Source organism: Stenotrophomonas sp. STEN033 (assembly GCF_056856655.1).
In genome coordinates this window covers 14,180-31,174 of sequence record NZ_JBXFWM010000025.1, presented here as the reverse complement: position 1 = coordinate 31,174, position 16,995 = coordinate 14,180, and the positions used below count along the sequence as shown (strand labels likewise).

Below are 16,995 nucleotides of genomic sequence, written 5' to 3'. Positions count from 1 at the left end.
CCCGAAGCTTCGCGTTCTCTGACAAGGAAGTTCGGTCGATGTTGATCCTGCCGCTGCACAAGCCACTCAACCTGAGCACGCTGCCCGTGGTGACCGTGTTGCTGGTGCTGGTCAATATCTATGTGTTCTTTGCCTGGCAGGCCGGCGACGAAGAAAAGGTACAGGCGACGCAGGCCTGGTACCAGCAGTCGGGACTGGCGGAGTACGAAGTGCCAGCGTATGAAAAACACCTGCGTCTGGGTGCGCAAAGCGAAGCGCTGGCCGAACTGCAGTCCGTTCCTGTGGCACAGCGGGGCGGTTACGTTGGCATGGCGACTTTGAGCGATGTCGCGTTCCAGCGAGCGCTGGAGAACGGTGGCCTGTTCGAGTCGGAAGACGAGCAGGCGGCTTGGGCGCCGTTGCGCCGCGCGTATCAGGCGCAGCTGGACCAGGTATTCACCCTGCGGCATATCCTGCGCAGTTCGGAGTGGTCGCCGAAGCGACTGCTGTCGGCGGCGTTCCTGCACGGCAGCGTGATGCACCTGCTGGGGAACATGCTGTTCCTGGTCGTGTTGGGGCTGTTGCTGGAAGGTGCACTTGGCGCCTGGCGTTTCCTCGGGCTGTATCTGCTGGGGGCGGTCGGCTCCAGTGTCGCCAGCGTGTTGTGGCGTTGGGGCGAGGTGGGAGGCGGATTGGGGGCATCGGGCGCGATCGCGGCCGTGATGGGTGCCTTCTGCGTGGTATGGGGAATGCGGCCGGTGCGCTTCTTCTATTGGTTCGGGGTCATCTTCAACTATGTGCGCGCGCCGGCGATCTGGCTGTTGCCGCTGTGGCTTGGTTGGGAAGTGTTCAACCTGCTGACCAATGACGAAGCCGGAATCGGCTTTGATGCCCACGCCGGCGGTTTGATCTGCGGTGCGCTGCTGGGTGCCGTCCTGGTGTTGACCCGGCAGACCCGCGAAGCGTTCATGGCCGACGAGGTCGAAGCGTCGGCAAGCGATCAACGCTGGGAACAGGCGCAGCAATACATGGGACGCCTGGAGAATGCCGCGGCCGAGCGCGTGCTGGCTGAGCTGGCCGTCGAGCAACCGCAGCGGTTGGATGTTGCACTGGCGCGTTATCGCGTGGCGGCCAACGCCGGCAAGTTGGACGATCAGCGCGTGCGCGCAGCGGACGTGCTGCGGCTGGATGCTGATGATGCGAACAGCTTGGCCGCGCAACGGGGCATCGTGCAGCAGCTGCTGCACGAGGGTGTCGTCGCCGAACTGGCGCAACCTGCGTTCGAGCGCTGCCTCAAGGCCGGCTGGCTGCAGGAAGCGGAAGCAGTATGGGAACAGGCGACGCAGTTATCCGGTGAGGCGCAGGCGCAGGGGTGGCTCCGGCTGGCCTTGCGACACGGCGAGGCGCATGCGCATGCGCAGCGCCGCCGCCTGCTGGAATTGCTGCAACAGCGGTTTGGTAGCACGCCGCAGGCCGGCAAGGCGCGTTTCCTGCTGGAGAACGACTGAAGGGAGTGCCGCATCAGCTTCAAGGCGAGCAAGGTCGGTCTGCTGGTACCACTCCGTAGCCCGGGTAAGCGCAGCGCACCCGGGGCTGCTGCCGCACGAACGGAGATCCGCCCAGATGTCCTTGCTTCCCGGGTGCGCTGCGCTTACCCGGGCTACGTTGGCTGTGCGGCGGTGCTCGCAAGCGTGCTGCGTCAGGCCGGACTGACCTGCAAGGCCTGCCTGGCGGCCTCGAGCTTGCGGCGCTGCTCCTCGTCTTCGCAGCGTTGCAGCGCCTCGTCGATCAGTTGCAGTGCCTCGGCGTCGCGGTTGTAGCGTTCGCCCAGCAGCAGGGCGGCCTGCAAGGCCCATTGCGCTGCCTCCGGCGCACGCGGCCACGCCTTGAACATGGCCCGCAAGGTATCCATCTGCAGTTGCAGCTGCCCGCCGAGGCGCGCGCGTTCGGCCAGTTGTGCGGCCTGCTGCGGATCGGCCGGGGTAAAGTCCGGGTCGACTTCGAGCATGTCGCGCAGTACGTTCATCGCCTCGCGCTCCTGCTTTTCGATCAGAAGACGGTTGATGTACTGGCGGGCATGGTCGCGCAATGCATCCGATGCGCCCTTGCGTCGAAGCAGGCGTTGGTACAACTCGTGCACTGGCAGACTCACCGCGCGTGAGCGCACCGAGCCACGCAGGGCATCCAGGGCGGCATCGAGTTGGCCTTCGCGGACGAAGTGCTCGGCCTCATCCAGCAGCCGCTGGTCCGGGTCATGCCGCGCCAGGGTGTCGTAAGCACCTTCCGGTTCGAAACCCAGCGCCTCGTGGTACTGGTAGACCAGATAGCCGAGCAGGTGGAAGGCGCTGAACAGGCCCCAGATGCTGAAGAAATTGAGTACCAGCTCGCCGACAACGGGCGGCATGAACGTGTGCAGCCATTGGCCGGCAGTCAAGGCGCTGGCCTGGATGACGAACAGCAGCAGGAAGGCCGCCAGGTAAGGCCAGCCGATGCGGAAGGCGATGGTGATCGAGGTGGCCGGATTGGCGGCGTGGCGCAGGCTGCCATCCATCGCCAGCGAGATCACGCAGCCCGGCTGCAGCAGGACCACCGCACCCAGTGTCAGCAAGCCGATCACCGGGCCAGTGAAGATCGCCACCGCCACCACGAAAATGCCCATGAGTATCATCAGCCCCAGCAGCCGGATGACGGTGCCATCGCTGCTGCTGAGGGTGTTCTCCGGGGAGGACATGCGGCCGTTGGCGGTTTCGCGCAGCACCTCGAAGGCGTAACGGTAGATCGCCACCCAGGTGATGATGCCCAGCAGCCAGCCAATCGCCGGCAACCAGGTCAGCAGGGTGCACAAGGTGAGCGCGATCAGCGAGTACAGCGCCGGCCCTCGCACAGGATAGAGCGTGATCGCAGGCAGTCGCTGCCAGAACGGTTGTGGACGTTGCGCGCTCGCGCCGCGTTTGCGGTCTTCCATGACATCCCCCTGGGTCAGGCAATGATTGTGGCCGTAGCGGGGGGGGGGCGGCCGTCGGCGGCGGGTCGGGGGCGGGGGGGCGCCGCCTGCCGCGGGCCCGGTATTGCTGCTCAGCGCTTGCCGCCGAAGATGCTGCCGAGGATGCCGCGCACGATCTGGTTGCCCAGTTTGGTGCCGACGGTGCGCGTGGTCTGCTTGGCCATGGTTTCGATCATGCCCTGGCGGCGCTTGGTACCAAAGATCGCATCCTTGATGCTCTGGCCGAAGCCACCTTCCTGTGCCTCGTCCTGCTGGCGCGTACGCGCTGCGGGTGCCTGTTCGACCACCTTCTCCGCGCGTTGCGCCAGCAGTTCGGCGGCGGACTCGCGGTTGACGGCGTTGTCGTAGCGGGTGCCGACCGGGCTGCCGGCACGCACCTGGGCGCGCTCGGTATCGGTGATCGAACCCATGCGGCAGCGTGGCGGCGCAATCAGGGTCTTCTGCACCGGCGAGGGAACGCCCTTGTCCTGCAGCGTGGATACCAGTGCTTCGCCGGTACCCAGCTGCGACAGGGTTGCGACCACGTCGAGCTTGGGGTTCTGCACGAAGGTTTCGGCCGCCGTCTTGACCGCTTTCTGGTCGCGCGGGGTGAAGGCGCGCAGTGCGTGCTGCACCCGGTTGCCGAGCTGACCGAGGATGTTGCCGGGCACGTCATCCGGGAACTGCGAACAGAAGTACACGCCCACGCCCTTGGAGCGGATCAGGCGCACCACCTGCTCGATGCGCTGCACCAGTGCTGGCGGTGCATCGTCGAACAGCAGGTGCGCCTCGTCGAAGATGAAGACCAGCTTGGGCTTTTCCAGGTCGCCCACTTCCGGCAGCTGCTCGAACAACTCTGACAGCAGCCACAGCAGGAAGGTGGAATACAGGCGCGGCTTGAGGATCAGCTGCGCGGCGGCAAGGATGCCAATCACGCCGCGGCCATCGTGGTTGACCCGCATGATGTCGGCCAGTTCCAGCGCCGGCTCGCCGAAGAAGGCTTCACCGCCGTCCTGCGACAGGCGCAGCAGCGAGCGCTGGATCGCCGCCACCGACTGCGCGCTGACCAGGCCGTATTCGGTGGAGATGTCCTTGCGCTCCTCGGCCACCAGGCCGAGCAGGGCGCGCAGATCGTCCAGGTCGAGCAGCAGCAGGCCGCGGTCATCGGCCAGCTTGAAGACGATGTCGAGCACGCCGGACTGGGTGTCGTTGAGTTCGAGGATGCGGGCCAGCAGGGTAGGGCCCATCTCGCTGACGGTGGTGCGCACCGGATGACCGAGCTTGCCGTACAGGTCCCAGAACACCACCGGGCTGGCAGCCGGGGCAAAGCCGTCGACGCCGATCTCGGCGGCGCGCTGGGCCAGCTTCTCGCCGCCTTCGCCGGCAACCGCAAGGCCGGCCACGTCGCCCTTCACATCGGCCATGAACACCGGCACGCCCAGCCGCGAGAAACCCTCGGCCAGCGTCATCAAGGTCACCGTCTTGCCGGTACCGGTGGCGCCGGCCACCAGGCCGTGACGGTTGCCGAAGCGCGGGAGCAGGGTGACGGCGATGTCGTCGGTGACGCCTTTGCCGAGCAGGATCGGGTCCATGGAGGCACTCATTGATGAATGAAGGAAGGATTCTAACGGCCGACTGTATCGCGGCGGTGGCAATGTTGCCCCCGGGTCAGTCTGCCAGCTACCCTGCCTCACCTTTGTCATGCAGTGCTGCTGATGCCCGTATCCCTGTTACCTGCTCGTCGTTGGTCGTTGCTGCTGGCGACCTCGTTGTTGACCGTGGCTCCGGCCGCCCAGGCGATCTCAGCCCGCGACAAGGTCAAGGTCGATGCCATCGAAGCGCGGATGACGGCGGCCGAGAAGCGTTACAGCGATGCGCTGGTGCTGGTTGCCAATGCCGACCCCAAGGGCACTACCGAGGGCGACGCGGCGCTGGAAGACATGGAGGACGTGATCAGTGCCTGCATCGCGCAGAAGGGCTGCCAGGTCAGCAACCTGCTGGCAACCTATAAACGCCTGCTCAAGCAACGGGCTGATGCCAGCGGCGACGCGGAAGGTGAAGATGGCGGCCCATTGGAAGCCGATCCGGACCATATCGCGCCGTTGGTGGCCGACGTGCCTGAAGCCGCGCGTGCGGCAGCACTGCTGAACGATCATCGCCATGCCTTCGACGACATGGTCGAGTACAACCCGGCCATCCAGGCCGGCATCCGTCGCTGGCTCACCGATATGCGGCCCTCGCTGCTGACCAGCTATGAGAACTACATGAACCTGCGCGGGATCATGTGGCCGGAATGGGAGAAGGACGGCCTGCCCGAAGCCCTGCTGTTCGGCATCATGGCCAAGGAATCCAATGGTCGCGTGCATGCCTCCTCGCGCGTTGGCGCGGCCGGGCTGATGCAGTTCATGCCGGCCACTGGCCGCCGTTTCGGGTTGGGTCCGGACGGCACCGGCTTCGATACCCGCTTTGATCCGCGCAGCGCAGCCAGTGCCAGTGCCGATTACATGAATGAGCGCATGCGCGGGCTCAACAAGAACATCGCATACGCCTTGGCTGCCTATAACGGTGGCGAAGGCCGTGCCGCGCGCATCTACCGCGAAACCGGCGGGCAGAGCTTCTGGACCGATACCTCGTACAACCAGTTCCCGGGCGAGACCAAGGATTACGTGCCGATGGTGATCGCCGCGGCGTGGATCTTCCTGCATCCGCAGCAGTACGGTGTGGAATTCCCCAAGCTCAACGCGCAGCCGGCGACACTCCGCCTGGCCAAGTCGACCACCATCTACGAGCTGACCATCTGCCTGGGCAGCACCGGTACCCGTGACGGTTACATGCGCGCGCTGCGCAATCTCAATCCGCGTTATGAGGCCGATGGCTGGATTCCGGGCGGCACCACCATCAATGTGACCACTCGCATTGCTGGCTTGTACAACCGTTACTGCGTCAGTGGCCCGCGCGCCGATCTGGCCCGTGCGCTGATCACGGCGGACCTGAACGCCGCGATCAAGCGCCCCTCGGCGGCGACGGTTACCGGTAGCGTGGCAGTGGGTGATGTACAGGCGATGCAGGCCGCGCAGGCGGTGGCGCCGGTGGCAGCCCCGGCACCGCGTCCGGCTGCGCCGGCACGTCGGCCGGCAGTACGCAGCTACAAGGTTGCCCGCGGCGACACCCTCGGCGGTATCGCCAACCGCTTCCAATGCGAATTGCCGGCCTTGGCGCGCGCCAATGGCCTGCGCGCGCCGGCTTACGCACTCAAGCCCGGGCAAAGCCTGAAGCTGGAAGGCTGCGGCCGTTGAACCAGGAAGGGCGCCGAAAGGCGCCCTTTTTTGTTTGGTTTTGTAGGAGCGGCGTAAGTCGCGAAGCTGGGATGATTTCAGCGCTCAGAGCTTCTGCAATCTGAGGGCCTATCTGCTTCGCGGCTTACGCCGCTCCTACAATCGGACGCGCCGCTGTCAGCGCAGCTTGGCCAGCGCCTGTCCCAGCTGCACCGGACTCTCGGCCGTCAGCGAGGGGTCAAAATCGGCAACGCCCGGCGGCAGCAGCACGATCACGGTCGAGCCGTAGTTGAAACGCGCCATTTCGGCGAAACGCTCCAGCGTGATGCCCTTGCCGCGCCAGTCCTTGCGGGTGATGTGGTCGCCGTAGGCGGGGATTTCCTCGCCGCTCCACACCGTTTCCACGCCGCTGACCAGCAGCGCGCCAACCATCACCTGCACCATCGGCCCGAAATCGGTGTCGAAGTGGCAGACCAGGCGCTCGTTGCGGGCAAACAGGCGCGGCACATTGGCCACCGCATCGGTGCCGACGCTGAACAGCCGGCCGGGCACGTGCACGGTTTCCCGCAGGGTGCCGGTCCACGGCATGTGCACGCGGTGGTAGTCGCGCGGCGACAGGTACACGGTGGCATACAGGCCGTTGTCGAACGGCACCGCGTCGGCGGCATCGCCCAGCAGCTCGGCAGCGGTGAAGGACTGGCCCTTGGCCTGGAAAATGCGGCCTTCCTCGATCGGCCCCAGCTGGCTGATGTGGCCGTCGGCCGGCATGGTCAGGGTGCGCGGATCGGCGGCGGGCACGCGTGCGCCCGGCTTCAGGGCACGGGTGAAGAAGGCATTGAAGCTGGGATAGCTGCGCGGGTCCGGGTTGGCGGCTTCGGCCAGGTTGACGTTGAACTTGGCGGTCACCGTGTCGATCAGCCAGCGCGAGATGCGCGGGTTCTGCGAATAGGCCAGCGAGCGGGCCATCGACGACAGCAGGCGGTGCGGCAATACATAGGTGAGGCGTGTAACCAGACTCATGGTGCGGATTTCTCGGTGAGCTTGATCAGGTCGCTGGCAATGGCCTGCGGGTTGAACGGGGGGCGCATCAGGCCGGCCAGCCGGCCCTGCGGGTCGAGCACGGCGATGCTGGCGGAGTGGTCCATGCTGTAGTCGTCCGGGTTCTGCTCGAAGTGCTTGCCCGGGGCCTTCTGGAACACCATGCCCAGCGAGGTGGCAAAACGCTCCAGCGAGGGCACGTCGGCGGTGGCGGCAATGGTGTCCTTGTGGAAGGCATGGGCGTACTCGCCCAGGCGGTTCGGGGTGTCACGCTCGGGGTCCACCGACACCAGCACCACGCGCGGGCGCAGGCTGTCGGGGATGGTTTCCCATTGTTTCTGGGCCTTGGCCAGCTCGGTCAGGGTGGTCGGGCATACGTCCGGGCAGGAGGTGAAGCCCAGGAACACCAGGGTCCAATGGCCGCGCAGCTCGCCGGGGATCAGGCGGGTGCCATCGGATTGGGCCAGGTCGAACTCCGGCAGGGTACGCGGGGTGCCGTAGAACAGGATGCTGCTGGTGCCCTCGCTGCCCTTGTTGGAGGGGCCAAAGACCTTCTGCGCCAACAGCAGGCCGAGGCCGGCGGCGAGGGCGATGGCCAGGATGATGCCGGTGTTTCGATTGAACATGCGCGCGGGCTTCCGTTCGGGTACGGCGGCGGGACAGGGCGTCCGCCGTGGGCGGGATACGGGAGTGTAGGGGATTGCAGGCGTACATCCCGGTGGTTTGGCCGGCGTTTGGGTGCCTTTTGGAGGCCAAAGCCGAAGTTTCGGCTGCAACTGGGCAGTCAATATACCGGTCGGATGCCTATAATCGCAGACCTTTCAAGTATTTCCGTATTGCCATGACTGCCGAAGCGGCCGCTGAACTCCATACGATCGTCGATCTGATCCGCTACGGCGCAAGCCGTTTCAATGCTGCCGGGCTGAGCTTCGGCCACAGCTATGACAACGCGCTAGACGAGGCCACCCAGCTGACCCTGCACAGCCTGCACCTGCCACCGGACCTGGGTCCGGCCTATGGCGCGGCCAAGCTGTTGCTGGAGGAGCGGCAGCGGGTGCTGGCACTGTTCCAGCGCCGCATAGACGAGCGCCTGCCGGCCGCCTACCTGACCGGTGAGGCCTGGTTTGCCGGGCTGAGCTTCAAGAGCGATGCCCGCGCGCTGGTGCCGCGCTCGCCGATCGCCGAGCTGATCCTCAATGGCTTCGAGCCGTGGTTGGCTGGCCGTGACGTCAGTCGCGCGCTGGACCTGTGCACCGGCTCGGGCTGCATCGCCATCGCCATGGGCCATTACTACCCCAACTGGCAGGTCGATGGCAGTGACGTCAATGACGCCGCGCTGTCGTTGGCGGTAGAAAACAAGGAGCGCCTGCTTGCCCACAACGTGGAGCTGGTCAAGAGCGATCTGTTCGCGGGACTGCAGGGTCGCGTCTACGACCTGATCGTGACCAATCCGCCCTACGTCACCAATGACGAGACCGACGCGCTGCCCAAGGAATACCAGCATGAGCCGGATCTGGCCCTGCGTGCCGGCGACGACGGCCTGGATCTGGTGCTGAAGATCCTGCGTGACGCGCCGGATCACCTGACCGAAGACGGCCTGCTGATCTGCGAAGTGGGCGATTCCGAACAGCACCTGATCAAGCTGCTGCCGGAGGTCTACATGTCCTGGAACGAGTTCAAGGTCGGGCAGATGGGCATCTTCGCTGTCGAAGTGGCCGAGCTGCGTGCGCACCATGCTCGCATCGCCGAGCTGGCAGCTGCGCGGGCGTGATGCGCTCTGCTCCTGTTTGGCTCGTCATCCCCGCGAAGGCGGGGATCGCTCTGGCTCTTGAGCGAGAGTGAATGAAACAACCCGCCGTCTATCTTCTGGCATCGAAGAAACACGGCACGCTCTACATCGGCGTCACCAGCAATCTGGTGGCGCGGACCTGGCAACACCGGCAGCATGTGGTTGATGGTTTTAGCAAACGCTACAACGTGGACAAGCTGGTCTGGTACGAGCTTCACGGGTGCATGGAAGCGGCGATTCTTCGAGAGAAGCAGCTGAAGAGGTGGAACCGGGAGTGGAAGTTGCGGTTGGTGGAAGAGGTGAATCCCGAGTGGCGGGATTTGTGGGATGAGATAGTTGGGTAGTGTTTTGGTTTTGGTTTTGGTTTTGGCTTTTACTTTTGGTGTTGGCTTTGGCTTTGGCTTCGAGCTCTTGCTTTCAAGGTCGTCATTTCCGCGAAGGCGGGAATCGCTCTGGCTCTGGCTCCGGCCTTTGCTTGGCTGGCGTGAGGCAAGAGCACAAGCAAGAGCACAAGCAAGAGCACAAGCAAGAGCACAAGCAAGAGCACAAGCAAGAGCACAAGCAAGAGCACAAGCAAGAGCGATTCCCGCCTTCGCGGGAATGACGGCATCAAGGCAACCGCAAGAGCAACCGCAAGAGCACAACGGCATTGAATACCTTCGGACAACTCCTCCGCGTTACCACCTTCGGTGAATCCCACGGGCCGGCGATCGGTTGCGTGATCGATGGGTGTCCCCCGGGTCTGGAGATCACGCCCGAGGAATTCGCCCACGATCTGCAGCGCCGGGCCACCGGCAAGAGCCGCCATACCTCGGCACGCCGTGAGGCCGACGAGGTCGAGATCCTGTCCGGCGTCTATGAAGGCCGCACCACCGGTACGCCGATCGCCCTGCTGATCCGCAACACCGACCAGCGCAGCAAGGACTACAGCAACATCGCCCAGCAGTTCCGCCCGGGCCATGCCGACTACAGCTACTGGCAGAAGTACGGCATCCGTGACCCGCGTGGCGGTGGCCGCTCCTCGGCGCGCGAAACCACCATGCGCGTGGCCGCTGGCGTCATCGCCAAGAAGTGGCTGCTGCAGCGTCATGGCGTCAGCGTGCGCGGCTATCTGTCGCAGCTGGGCGAGATCACCCCGGCCGGTTTTGACTGGAGTGCGGTCGAAGACAATCCCTTCTTCTGGCCCGACGCCAACCAGGTGCCGGCGCTGGAGGCCTATATGGATGCGCTGCGCAAGTCCGGTGATTCGGTCGGTGCGCGCGTCACCGTGGTTGCCGACGGCGTGCCGCCGGGCTGGGGCGAGCCGATCTACGGCAAGCTCGATGGCGATATCGCTGCGGCACTGATGAGCATCAATGCGGTCAAGGGTGTGGAGATTGGCGACGGCTTTGCCAGCGCCGCGCAGAAGGGCACCGAACACCGCGACCTGATCACCCCGCAGGGTTTCCAGTCCAACCATGCCGGCGGCATCCTCGGGGGTATTTCCACCGGCCAGCAGATTGTCGCGGCCATGGTGCTCAAGCCGACCTCCAGCCTGCGCCTGCCAGGTGCCACGGTGGATACGGCCGGCAACGCGGTCGAGGTCATCACCACCGGTCGCCACGATCCCTGCGTCGGCATCCGTGCCACCCCCATCGCCGAGGCGATGCTGGCACTGGTGTTGATGGACCAGGCCATGCGCCATCGTGCCCAGTGCGGCGATGTCGGTGACATGAGCCCGCGTATTCCCGGTCAGCTCGATGGCTGATCGGCGGCCCCGCGTCTGGGTATCGCAGCCCCTGTTCGACGATACCGTCGCGCAGCTGGCGGCGTACTGCGACGTGGTTGCCACCGCGCAGGTGAGTGCCCACAGCGCCGCTGAAATCGCGGCCCGCTTGGCCGAGGTCGACGGCGCCCTGGTCACCCTCAACGACCGCATCGGTGCGGCGGAAGTTGCCAATGCGCCAGCGTTGAAGATGATCGCCAATGTCGGCGTTGGCCATAACAACCTGGATGTTGCCGCGCTGAGCGCGGCCGGCATCGTTGCCAGCAATACCCCCGACGTCCTCACCGAAACCACCGCCGATCTTGGTTTTTCGCTGCTGATGGCAGCGGCGCGCCGCATCGTCGAGTCCGACCGCTGGCTGCGCGAGGGTCAATGGGGGCAGTGGTCGTTCACCACCATGCTCGGCGCCGACCTGCACGGCAGCACGCTGGGCATCCTGGGCATGGGCCGGATCGGCCAGGCCATTGCCCGCCGTGGTCACCACGGCTTCGGCATGAAGGTGCTGTACCACAACCGTTCGCAGTTGCCGGCCGAACAGGAGCAGGCGGTCGGTGCCCGCTACGTCGATTTCGATACGCTGCTTGCCAGCGTCGATCACCTGGTGCTGGTGCTGCCGTATACCGCGCAGAACCATCACCTCATCAATGCCGCCGCACTGGCCAGGATGAAGCCCAGCGCGACGCTGGTGAACATCGCCCGTGGCGGTATCGTCGATGAGTTGGCGCTGGCCGACGCGCTGGCCAATGGCCGATTGGCGTCGGCGGCGCTGGACGTATACGAGAATGAACCCGATGTGCGCCCGGAGCTGTTGGCGCTGCGCAATATCGTGCTGACCCCGCATATCGGCAGCGCCTCGCTGGCAACACGCCGGGCGATGGTGCAGTTGGCGGTCGACAACCTGCTGGCCGGTCTGGGCATCGGTGCCGATGCCGGCCAGCCGGCCAATGCCCTCAATGCCGAACTGCTGACCAGCGGCACCGCGCGCCTGTGCGTGGCCGGCAAAAAAATCGACGACAAAAAACGATAGGGAGCCTCCGTGGCCGTGCGCTGGAGGTTCCCCGAACCTGGCTCGATGTGTGTCTACCCCCTCCTATCTTTCGAGTATCCCCATGAGCAATGAAGTCCGTCGTTTCCACGTAGCCGTTGTTGGCGCCACCGGCGCTGTCGGCCAGACCATGCTGGCCATCCTGGCCGAGCGCAAGTTCCCGATCAGCAAGCTGACCCTGCTTGCCTCCGAGCGTTCGGCCGGCCAGCAGGTCGACTTTGAAGGCGACAAGATCACCATCCAAGACCTGGCCACGTTTGATCCGGCAGGCGTGGAGATCGCGCTGTTCTCCGCCGGCGGCGGCATTTCCAAGGAGTTCGCGCCGAAGTTCGCCGCCGCCGGTGCGGTGGTGATCGACAACTCCTCCACCTTCCGTTACGACGACGACGTGCCGCTGGTGGTGTCCGAGGTCAACCCGGAGGCAGCCAGGAACCGTCCGCGCGGCATCATCGCCAACCCGAACTGCTCGACCATGCAGCTGATGCCGGTGCTGGCGCCGATCCACCGTGAGTACGGCATCGAGCGCATCAACATCGCCACCTACCAGTCGGTGTCCGGCGCAGGCCAGACCGGCATGGAAGAGCTGGGCAAGCAGACCTCGCAGCTGCTGGGCTTCCAGGAGATCGAGCCGAAGAAGTTCCCGATGCAGATCGCTTTCAACCTGATCCCGCATATCGATGAGTTCCTGGACAACGGCTTCACCAAGGAAGAAATGAAGCTGGTCTGGGAAACCCGCAAGATCCTCGGCGACGACAGCATCCTGGTGAACCCCACCGCGGTGCGCGTGCCGGTGTTCTACGGCCACTCCGAGGCTGTCAACATCGAGACGAAGAAGAAGATCAGCACCGAGCAGGCCCGTGAACTGCTGGCAGCCGCGCCGGGCGTGAAGGTGGTGGACGAGCGCAAGGCAGGCGGCTATCCGACCCCGGTGACCCACGCCTCGGGCACCGATCCGGTCTATGTCGGCCGCATCCGCGAGGACATCTCGCACCCGCGCGGGCTGAACATGTGGGTGGTGGCCGACAACATCCGCAAGGGTGCCGCGTTGAACGCGGTGCAGGTCGCCGAACTGGTCGCCAACGGCGGCTGAGGCACGCAACGACGCCGGCTTGATGCCGGCGTCGTCGCATCCGGGCGGTACAGCGGTATTCGAAAGCCGGGCCAGCCGTTATATTGGCCGCCATGAAACTATGGGGCAGGGGCGCGATGCGCCCATTACAAGGTGTGCTGGTGCTCGGCCTGGCGCTGTTCAGTAGCGCTGCGATGGCATTGGGGCTGGGCAACATCCGGGTCCTGTCCAAGCCGGGCCAGCCCTTGCTGGCGGAAATTCCGGTCATCACCAGTGATCCGGGCGAGCTGGACAATGCCAAGGCCGGGCTGGCCTCTGCGGCAACCTTCGAGCGCGTGGGTCTGGCCGCGCCGACCGGCCTGGTAGGGGAATTGCAATTCCAGTTTGCGCAGGACCGCGATGGCCGCGCGGTGATCCGTGTCACCAGTGCCGCGCCGGTCGAAGTGGCGGCAGTGGGCTTCCTGATCGAGGTTGATTGGGGGCAAGGCCGCCTGGTGCGCGAGTACTCCGCGCTGGTGGCGGCACCCGAGGCTGCAACCGCGGTGGCCGAACCGGTGATCGAAGCGCCGGCAGCGGCACAGTCCAACCTGATCGTACGCGAACCAGAGCCGCTGCCCATGCTGCCTGCGCCGGCGCCAGCCACGCCTGCGCCGACCCCGGCGGTTGTCGCTGCACCACCAGCGCGCTCCGTACCGGCCGCGATCACGACCAGCGAAGGCCAGCTGGCCCCGGTGCAGCACGGTCAGACCCTGTCGCAGATCGCCCGCGAGTTGTCGCGCGAGAGCGGCGTCTCCTTGAACCAGACCATGGTCGCGCTGATGCGCGCCAATCCGGAAGCCTTCATTCGCGGCAACATCAACCTGCTCAAGCAGGGTGCGGTGTTGCGTACCCCGGCACAGGAAGAGCTGGCGCGGGTGGATGCTTCCGAGGCGCGTGCCATCGTTCGTGACCAGGCGGCGCAGTGGCGGCAGGCGCGGGCGCCGATCCCGCAGCCGGCAGTCGCCGATGCGGCGCAGGCACCGGCCAAGGCCGCTGCAACCGCAGCGTCGGGTGCGCTGCCCACGGGGGCGCGCCTGGAAATCGCCCCGGCGGTGGCCGGTGCGCAACAGACAGCAGGAATGACGACCGGTCTTGATGCCGGTGGTGAGGGTGACATGTTGGCCAACGAACAGCTGCAGCAAGCCAAGGAAGAGCTGGCAACGCGTGACGCGGAACTGCAGGAACTGCGTGATCGCGTCGGCGAGCTGGAGAAACTGCAGAAGCAGCAGCAGACCTTGATTGCGATGAAGGATTCGGACCTGGCGGCTGCGCAGCAGAAGCTGGGTGAGGCGGCCAAGCGCGACGGCGCAGGTTCGTTCGGCTGGGCTTGGCTCGGACTGGTGCTGTTGTTGCTCGGTGCGCTTGGCTGGGCACTGGGACGGCGGCGCAAGCCGCTGCCGGTAGCGCCGCCGCGTGATGACGTCGCCGGTGACCGCCTGGCTGCTGCACTACCGGTGATGGGCGCCGCCGCAGCTGTGCCGGCACCGCTGGATCCGCAGGCCTCTGATGCTGTATTCGATGCGATGGAGGACACGGATGTGCAGACGCCGCCGGCCGCGCAGCCAGCTTCGCCGGAGGCTTATGAAGAGCCCATGCCGGCGTGGCTGAAATCCAGTCCCACCGCTCGCGTGGAACCGGTGTTGCCGAGCGCAGCGCCGCAGGTCCCGCACAAGCCGGTGCTGCTGTTTGAAGCCTCGCGTCAGTTCGATGTCGTCGCCGAGCCGGTGCCCGCGCAGCCTGAGCCCGCAGCCGCCGATGAAGCCAGTTGGCTGGCAGGCGACGTGGCAGCGATCGCGCCGTTGAATCCGGCACCTGCCGGTCGTGAGCGCCTGGAACTTGCCATCGCCTATCTGGATCTGGGGGATGCCGAAACCGCCCGGACGCTGCTCACGGAAGTGGCGACCAGTACTGACCCGCAGGCGCGCAACGAAGCGCTGGAACTGCTGGCCCGCATGGTTTGACGGAGACTCCAGATGAAGCGCGAACGCCGGATTGACTATGTGGAATTTGCGTCGCGCGACCCGGCGGCCAGCCGCGGCTTTTTCGAGCAGGTGTTTGGCTGGAAGTTCGAAGACTACGGGCCCGATTACACCGCCTTTGATGATGGCGAGCTGCAGGGTGGCTTCTTCCGCGGCACGCCGTTGACCGCCAGCGCGGGCGCTCCATTGGTGGTGCTGTACGCTGCCCAGCTCGGCCCGATGCTGGCGGCGGTGACTGCGCAGGGGGGCGACGTGGTCAAGCCCATCTTCTCGTTCCCGGGCGGTCGCCGGTTCCAGTTCACCGAGCCGGGCGGCAACGAGCTTGCGGTGTGGTCCGAGCGCGACAGCGACTGAGTCGCGCCTGGATCGCGCGGCTCCAACAGGATTATCAGAGGTTCAATGATGCGCTATGCGCTGGGCGTGGAGTACGACGGCAGCGAGTTCAAGGGCTGGCAACAGCTCGGTGAGAGCGGCTGTGCAAGTGTGCAGGCTACCTTGCAGGAGGCCTTGTCCTCGGTCGCCAATGCACCGATCAGTGTGGTCTGCGCCGGGCGTACCGACGCTGGCGTGCACGGTGAATGCCAGGTGGTGCATTTCGACAGCGACGTCGAGCGCGCCCCGCGTGGCTGGGTGCTGGGTACCACCACCCGACTGCCACCGTCGGTGTGCGTACGCTGGTGTGTGCCGGTGGTGGATGATTTCCATGCGCGCTTCTCGGCCAAGGCGCGGCGTTACCGCTATCGCATCCTCAACCGACAGGTGCGGCCGGCCCTGTACCGGCAGATCCTGAGCTGGGATCGACGCCCGCTAGACGCTGATGCCATGCATCGCGCGGCGCAGGCCCTGCTCGGCGAAAACGATTTTGGCGCGTTCCGCAGTGCCCAGTGCCAGGCCCTGCATGCACGTCGCGAATTGCAGTCGATAGCCGTGCACCGCCAGGGTGAAGTGGTGGAGGTCGAAATCCAGGCCAATGCCTTCCTGCACCACATGGTGCGCAACATCGTTGGCTCGCTGCTGATGGTAGGGTCGGGCGAAAAGCCGGAAAAATGGATCGGTGAGTTGCTGGCAGGGCGCGATCGCAACCTGGCCGGTCCAACCGCGCCGCCGCAAGGCCTGGTATTCGTCGGGCCGCTGTATCCTGAGCACTGGAAACTGCCGGACGAGGTGACCCTGTGAGCCGTACGCTGTTTCGCACCCGCATCAAATTCTGCGGCATGACCCGCGCTGGGGACATCCGCCTGGCCAGTGAACTGGGCGTGGACGCCATCGGTTTCATTTTCGCCAAGGGCAGCGCACGCCGGGTTGCACCCTCGGAGGCGCGCGCTATGCGCCAGGCAATTGCGCCGATGGTGGAAGTGGTCGCCCTGTTCCAGCACAACAACCGCGAGGAGATCCGCGAGGTGCTGCGTGCGGTGCGGCCGACCCTGCTGCAGTTCCATGGCGACGAAGACGATGCCTTCTGCCGCAGTTTCAACATGCCTTACCTGAAGGCGATCGCCATGGGGGGGCGCAGCGAGGTCACCGCGCGTGGCCTGCACCAGATGTACCCGCATGCAGCGGGTTTTCTGTTTGACAGCCATGTGGCGGGTGGCAGCGGTGGCACCGGGGTGGCATTCGACTGGTCGCAGATTCCACCGGGTGTGCATCGGCCGTACCTGCTGGCCGGGGGCATACGCCCGGAAAACGTGCATGACGCCATTCTCGCCACCCAGCCCTGGGGTGTGGATGTGTCCAGCGGCATCGAGGTGTCGCCGGGGATCAAGGACGGCTACAGGATGCGGCAGTTCGTCGAGGAAGTGCGCCGTGCCGACCTGCATGTCGAGCAGGACTGAAGATATCTGCTGAATACGCAGGCGTGTTTCACGCGGCAGTACCGCGATATGTCGCACTCTTTGGGACACGGCTGCGGGCCATGTTCGCGCTGATTCCCTTATGATGGCGATCTCGGCGACAAGCACGGATGCCTGCGGGGAGGGGCGGTAGCTGTTGCGGCTTCGATGCCGGGACAGGTCTCGCAAGGCAGCTGGGCGCCAC

At 65.5% G+C, this 16,995-nt stretch carries 15 protein-coding genes; 11 read left to right on the top strand and 4 right to left on the bottom strand.

Features of this window, described 5'->3' with window-relative positions:
* Positions 1-38: 38 nt before the first annotated feature.
* Positions 39-1,487, top strand: coding sequence for a rhomboid family intramembrane serine protease (locus AC1VXC_RS10585; protein WP_313173570.1), 1,449 nt, complete (start codon positions 39-41; stop codon positions 1,485-1,487).
* 191 nt (positions 1,488-1,678) lie between these two features.
* On the opposite strand, the gene AC1VXC_RS10580 is transcribed toward AC1VXC_RS10585, so the two are convergent.
* Both AC1VXC_RS10580 and AC1VXC_RS10575 read right to left on the bottom strand, forming a co-directional pair.
* Positions 1,679-2,944, bottom strand: coding sequence for a hypothetical protein (locus AC1VXC_RS10580; protein ID WP_313494464.1), 1,266 nt, complete (start codon positions 2,942-2,944; stop codon positions 1,679-1,681).
* A gap of 110 nt (positions 2,945-3,054) precedes the next feature.
* On the bottom strand, positions 3,055-4,554 hold the full coding sequence (locus AC1VXC_RS10575) for a helicase HerA-like domain-containing protein (RefSeq protein WP_313494462.1): 1,500 nt from the start codon (positions 4,552-4,554) through the stop codon (positions 3,055-3,057).
* Between the two features lie 123 nt (positions 4,555-4,677).
* Here AC1VXC_RS10575 and AC1VXC_RS10570 point away from each other — a divergent pair, with 123 nt between their 5' ends.
* Positions 4,678-6,258 (top strand): transglycosylase SLT domain-containing protein, encoded by a 1,581-nt coding sequence (locus AC1VXC_RS10570; protein ID WP_481539395.1) that lies wholly within the window; start codon positions 4,678-4,680, stop codon positions 6,256-6,258.
* 156 nt (positions 6,259-6,414) lie between these two features.
* Here AC1VXC_RS10570 and asd read toward each other — a convergent pair whose 3' ends face one another.
* Both asd and AC1VXC_RS10560 read right to left on the bottom strand, forming a co-directional pair.
* Entirely contained in the window at positions 6,415-7,257 is an 843-nt protein-coding gene (gene asd / locus AC1VXC_RS10565; RefSeq protein WP_481529321.1) for an archaetidylserine decarboxylase, read from the bottom strand.
* Positions 7,254-7,901 (bottom strand): SCO family protein, encoded by a 648-nt coding sequence (locus AC1VXC_RS10560; RefSeq protein WP_481529320.1) that lies wholly within the window; start codon positions 7,899-7,901, stop codon positions 7,254-7,256. Before AC1VXC_RS10560 ends, asd begins: the two co-directional genes overlap by 4 nt.
* Positions 7,902-8,116: 215 nt before the next feature.
* Between AC1VXC_RS10560 and prmB the strand changes: the two genes are divergently transcribed.
* The 9 genes from prmB (at position 8,117) to AC1VXC_RS10515 (ending at position 16,793) form a co-directional block, all read left to right on the top strand.
* A complete protein-coding gene (gene prmB, locus AC1VXC_RS10555; RefSeq protein WP_481539394.1) occupies positions 8,117-9,046 on the top strand; it encodes a 50S ribosomal protein L3 N(5)-glutamine methyltransferase in 930 nt (309 codons plus the stop codon).
* 71 nt (positions 9,047-9,117) lie between these two features.
* Entirely contained in the window at positions 9,118-9,408 is a 291-nt protein-coding gene (locus tag AC1VXC_RS10550; protein WP_481529318.1) for a GIY-YIG nuclease family protein, read from the top strand.
* 305 nt (positions 9,409-9,713) lie between these two features.
* The gene (gene aroC / locus AC1VXC_RS10545) at positions 9,714-10,811 is read left to right on the top strand and encodes a chorismate synthase (RefSeq protein WP_481538583.1); all 1,098 of its coding nucleotides are present in this window, start codon (positions 9,714-9,716) and stop codon (positions 10,809-10,811) included.
* Positions 10,804-11,856, top strand: a complete 1,053-nt coding sequence (locus tag AC1VXC_RS10540; protein ID WP_481538584.1) for a 2-hydroxyacid dehydrogenase — start codon at positions 10,804-10,806, stop codon at positions 11,854-11,856. Before aroC ends, AC1VXC_RS10540 begins: the two co-directional genes overlap by 8 nt.
* An 82-nt stretch (positions 11,857-11,938) precedes the next feature.
* Complete coding sequence (locus AC1VXC_RS10535) at positions 11,939-12,964, top strand: aspartate-semialdehyde dehydrogenase (RefSeq protein WP_481538585.1); 1,026 nt, start codon at positions 11,939-11,941, stop codon at positions 12,962-12,964.
* A 116-nt stretch (positions 12,965-13,080) separates the two neighbouring features.
* Positions 13,081-14,943 (top strand): FimV/HubP family polar landmark protein, encoded by a 1,863-nt coding sequence (locus AC1VXC_RS10530; protein WP_481538586.1) that lies wholly within the window; start codon positions 13,081-13,083, stop codon positions 14,941-14,943.
* A gap of 12 nt (positions 14,944-14,955) precedes the next feature.
* The gene (locus tag AC1VXC_RS10525; protein WP_313173581.1) at positions 14,956-15,315 is read left to right on the top strand and encodes a VOC family protein; all 360 of its coding nucleotides are present in this window, start codon (positions 14,956-14,958) and stop codon (positions 15,313-15,315) included.
* Positions 15,316-15,363: 48 nt separating this feature from the next.
* Complete coding sequence (truA, locus tag AC1VXC_RS10520; RefSeq protein WP_481529029.1) at positions 15,364-16,137, top strand: tRNA pseudouridine(38-40) synthase TruA; 774 nt, start codon at positions 15,364-15,366, stop codon at positions 16,135-16,137.
* Positions 16,134-16,793 (top strand): phosphoribosylanthranilate isomerase, encoded by a 660-nt coding sequence (locus tag AC1VXC_RS10515; RefSeq protein WP_313173582.1) that lies wholly within the window; start codon positions 16,134-16,136, stop codon positions 16,791-16,793. The genes truA and AC1VXC_RS10515 overlap by 4 nt, the downstream gene beginning before the upstream one ends.
* The last annotated feature ends 202 nt before the right edge of the window (positions 16,794-16,995 follow it).

Coding starts and splice junctions, on each gene's coding strand:
- AC1VXC_RS10585 (WP_313173570.1), top strand. CDS start 39: ATGTTGATCCTGCCGCTGCACAAGCCACTCAACCTGAGCACGCTGCCC.
- AC1VXC_RS10580 (WP_313494464.1), bottom strand. CDS start 2,944: ATGGAAGACCGCAAACGCGGCGCGAGCGCGCAACGTCCACAACCGTTC.
- AC1VXC_RS10575 (WP_313494462.1), bottom strand. CDS start 4,554: ATGGACCCGATCCTGCTCGGCAAAGGCGTCACCGACGACATCGCCGTC.
- AC1VXC_RS10570 (WP_481539395.1), top strand. CDS start 4,678: ATGCCCGTATCCCTGTTACCTGCTCGTCGTTGGTCGTTGCTGCTGGCG.
- asd (WP_481529321.1), bottom strand. CDS start 7,257: ATGAGTCTGGTTACACGCCTCACCTATGTATTGCCGCACCGCCTGCTG.
- AC1VXC_RS10560 (WP_481529320.1), bottom strand. CDS start 7,901: ATGTTCAATCGAAACACCGGCATCATCCTGGCCATCGCCCTCGCCGCC.
- prmB (WP_481539394.1), top strand. CDS start 8,117: ATGACTGCCGAAGCGGCCGCTGAACTCCATACGATCGTCGATCTGATC.
- AC1VXC_RS10550 (WP_481529318.1), top strand. CDS start 9,118: ATGAAACAACCCGCCGTCTATCTTCTGGCATCGAAGAAACACGGCACG.
- AC1VXC_RS10540 (WP_481538584.1), top strand. CDS start 10,804: ATGGCTGATCGGCGGCCCCGCGTCTGGGTATCGCAGCCCCTGTTCGAC.
- AC1VXC_RS10535 (WP_481538585.1), top strand. CDS start 11,939: ATGAGCAATGAAGTCCGTCGTTTCCACGTAGCCGTTGTTGGCGCCACC.
- AC1VXC_RS10530 (WP_481538586.1), top strand. CDS start 13,081: ATGCGCCCATTACAAGGTGTGCTGGTGCTCGGCCTGGCGCTGTTCAGT.
- AC1VXC_RS10525 (WP_313173581.1), top strand. CDS start 14,956: ATGAAGCGCGAACGCCGGATTGACTATGTGGAATTTGCGTCGCGCGAC.
- truA (WP_481529029.1), top strand. CDS start 15,364: ATGCGCTATGCGCTGGGCGTGGAGTACGACGGCAGCGAGTTCAAGGGC.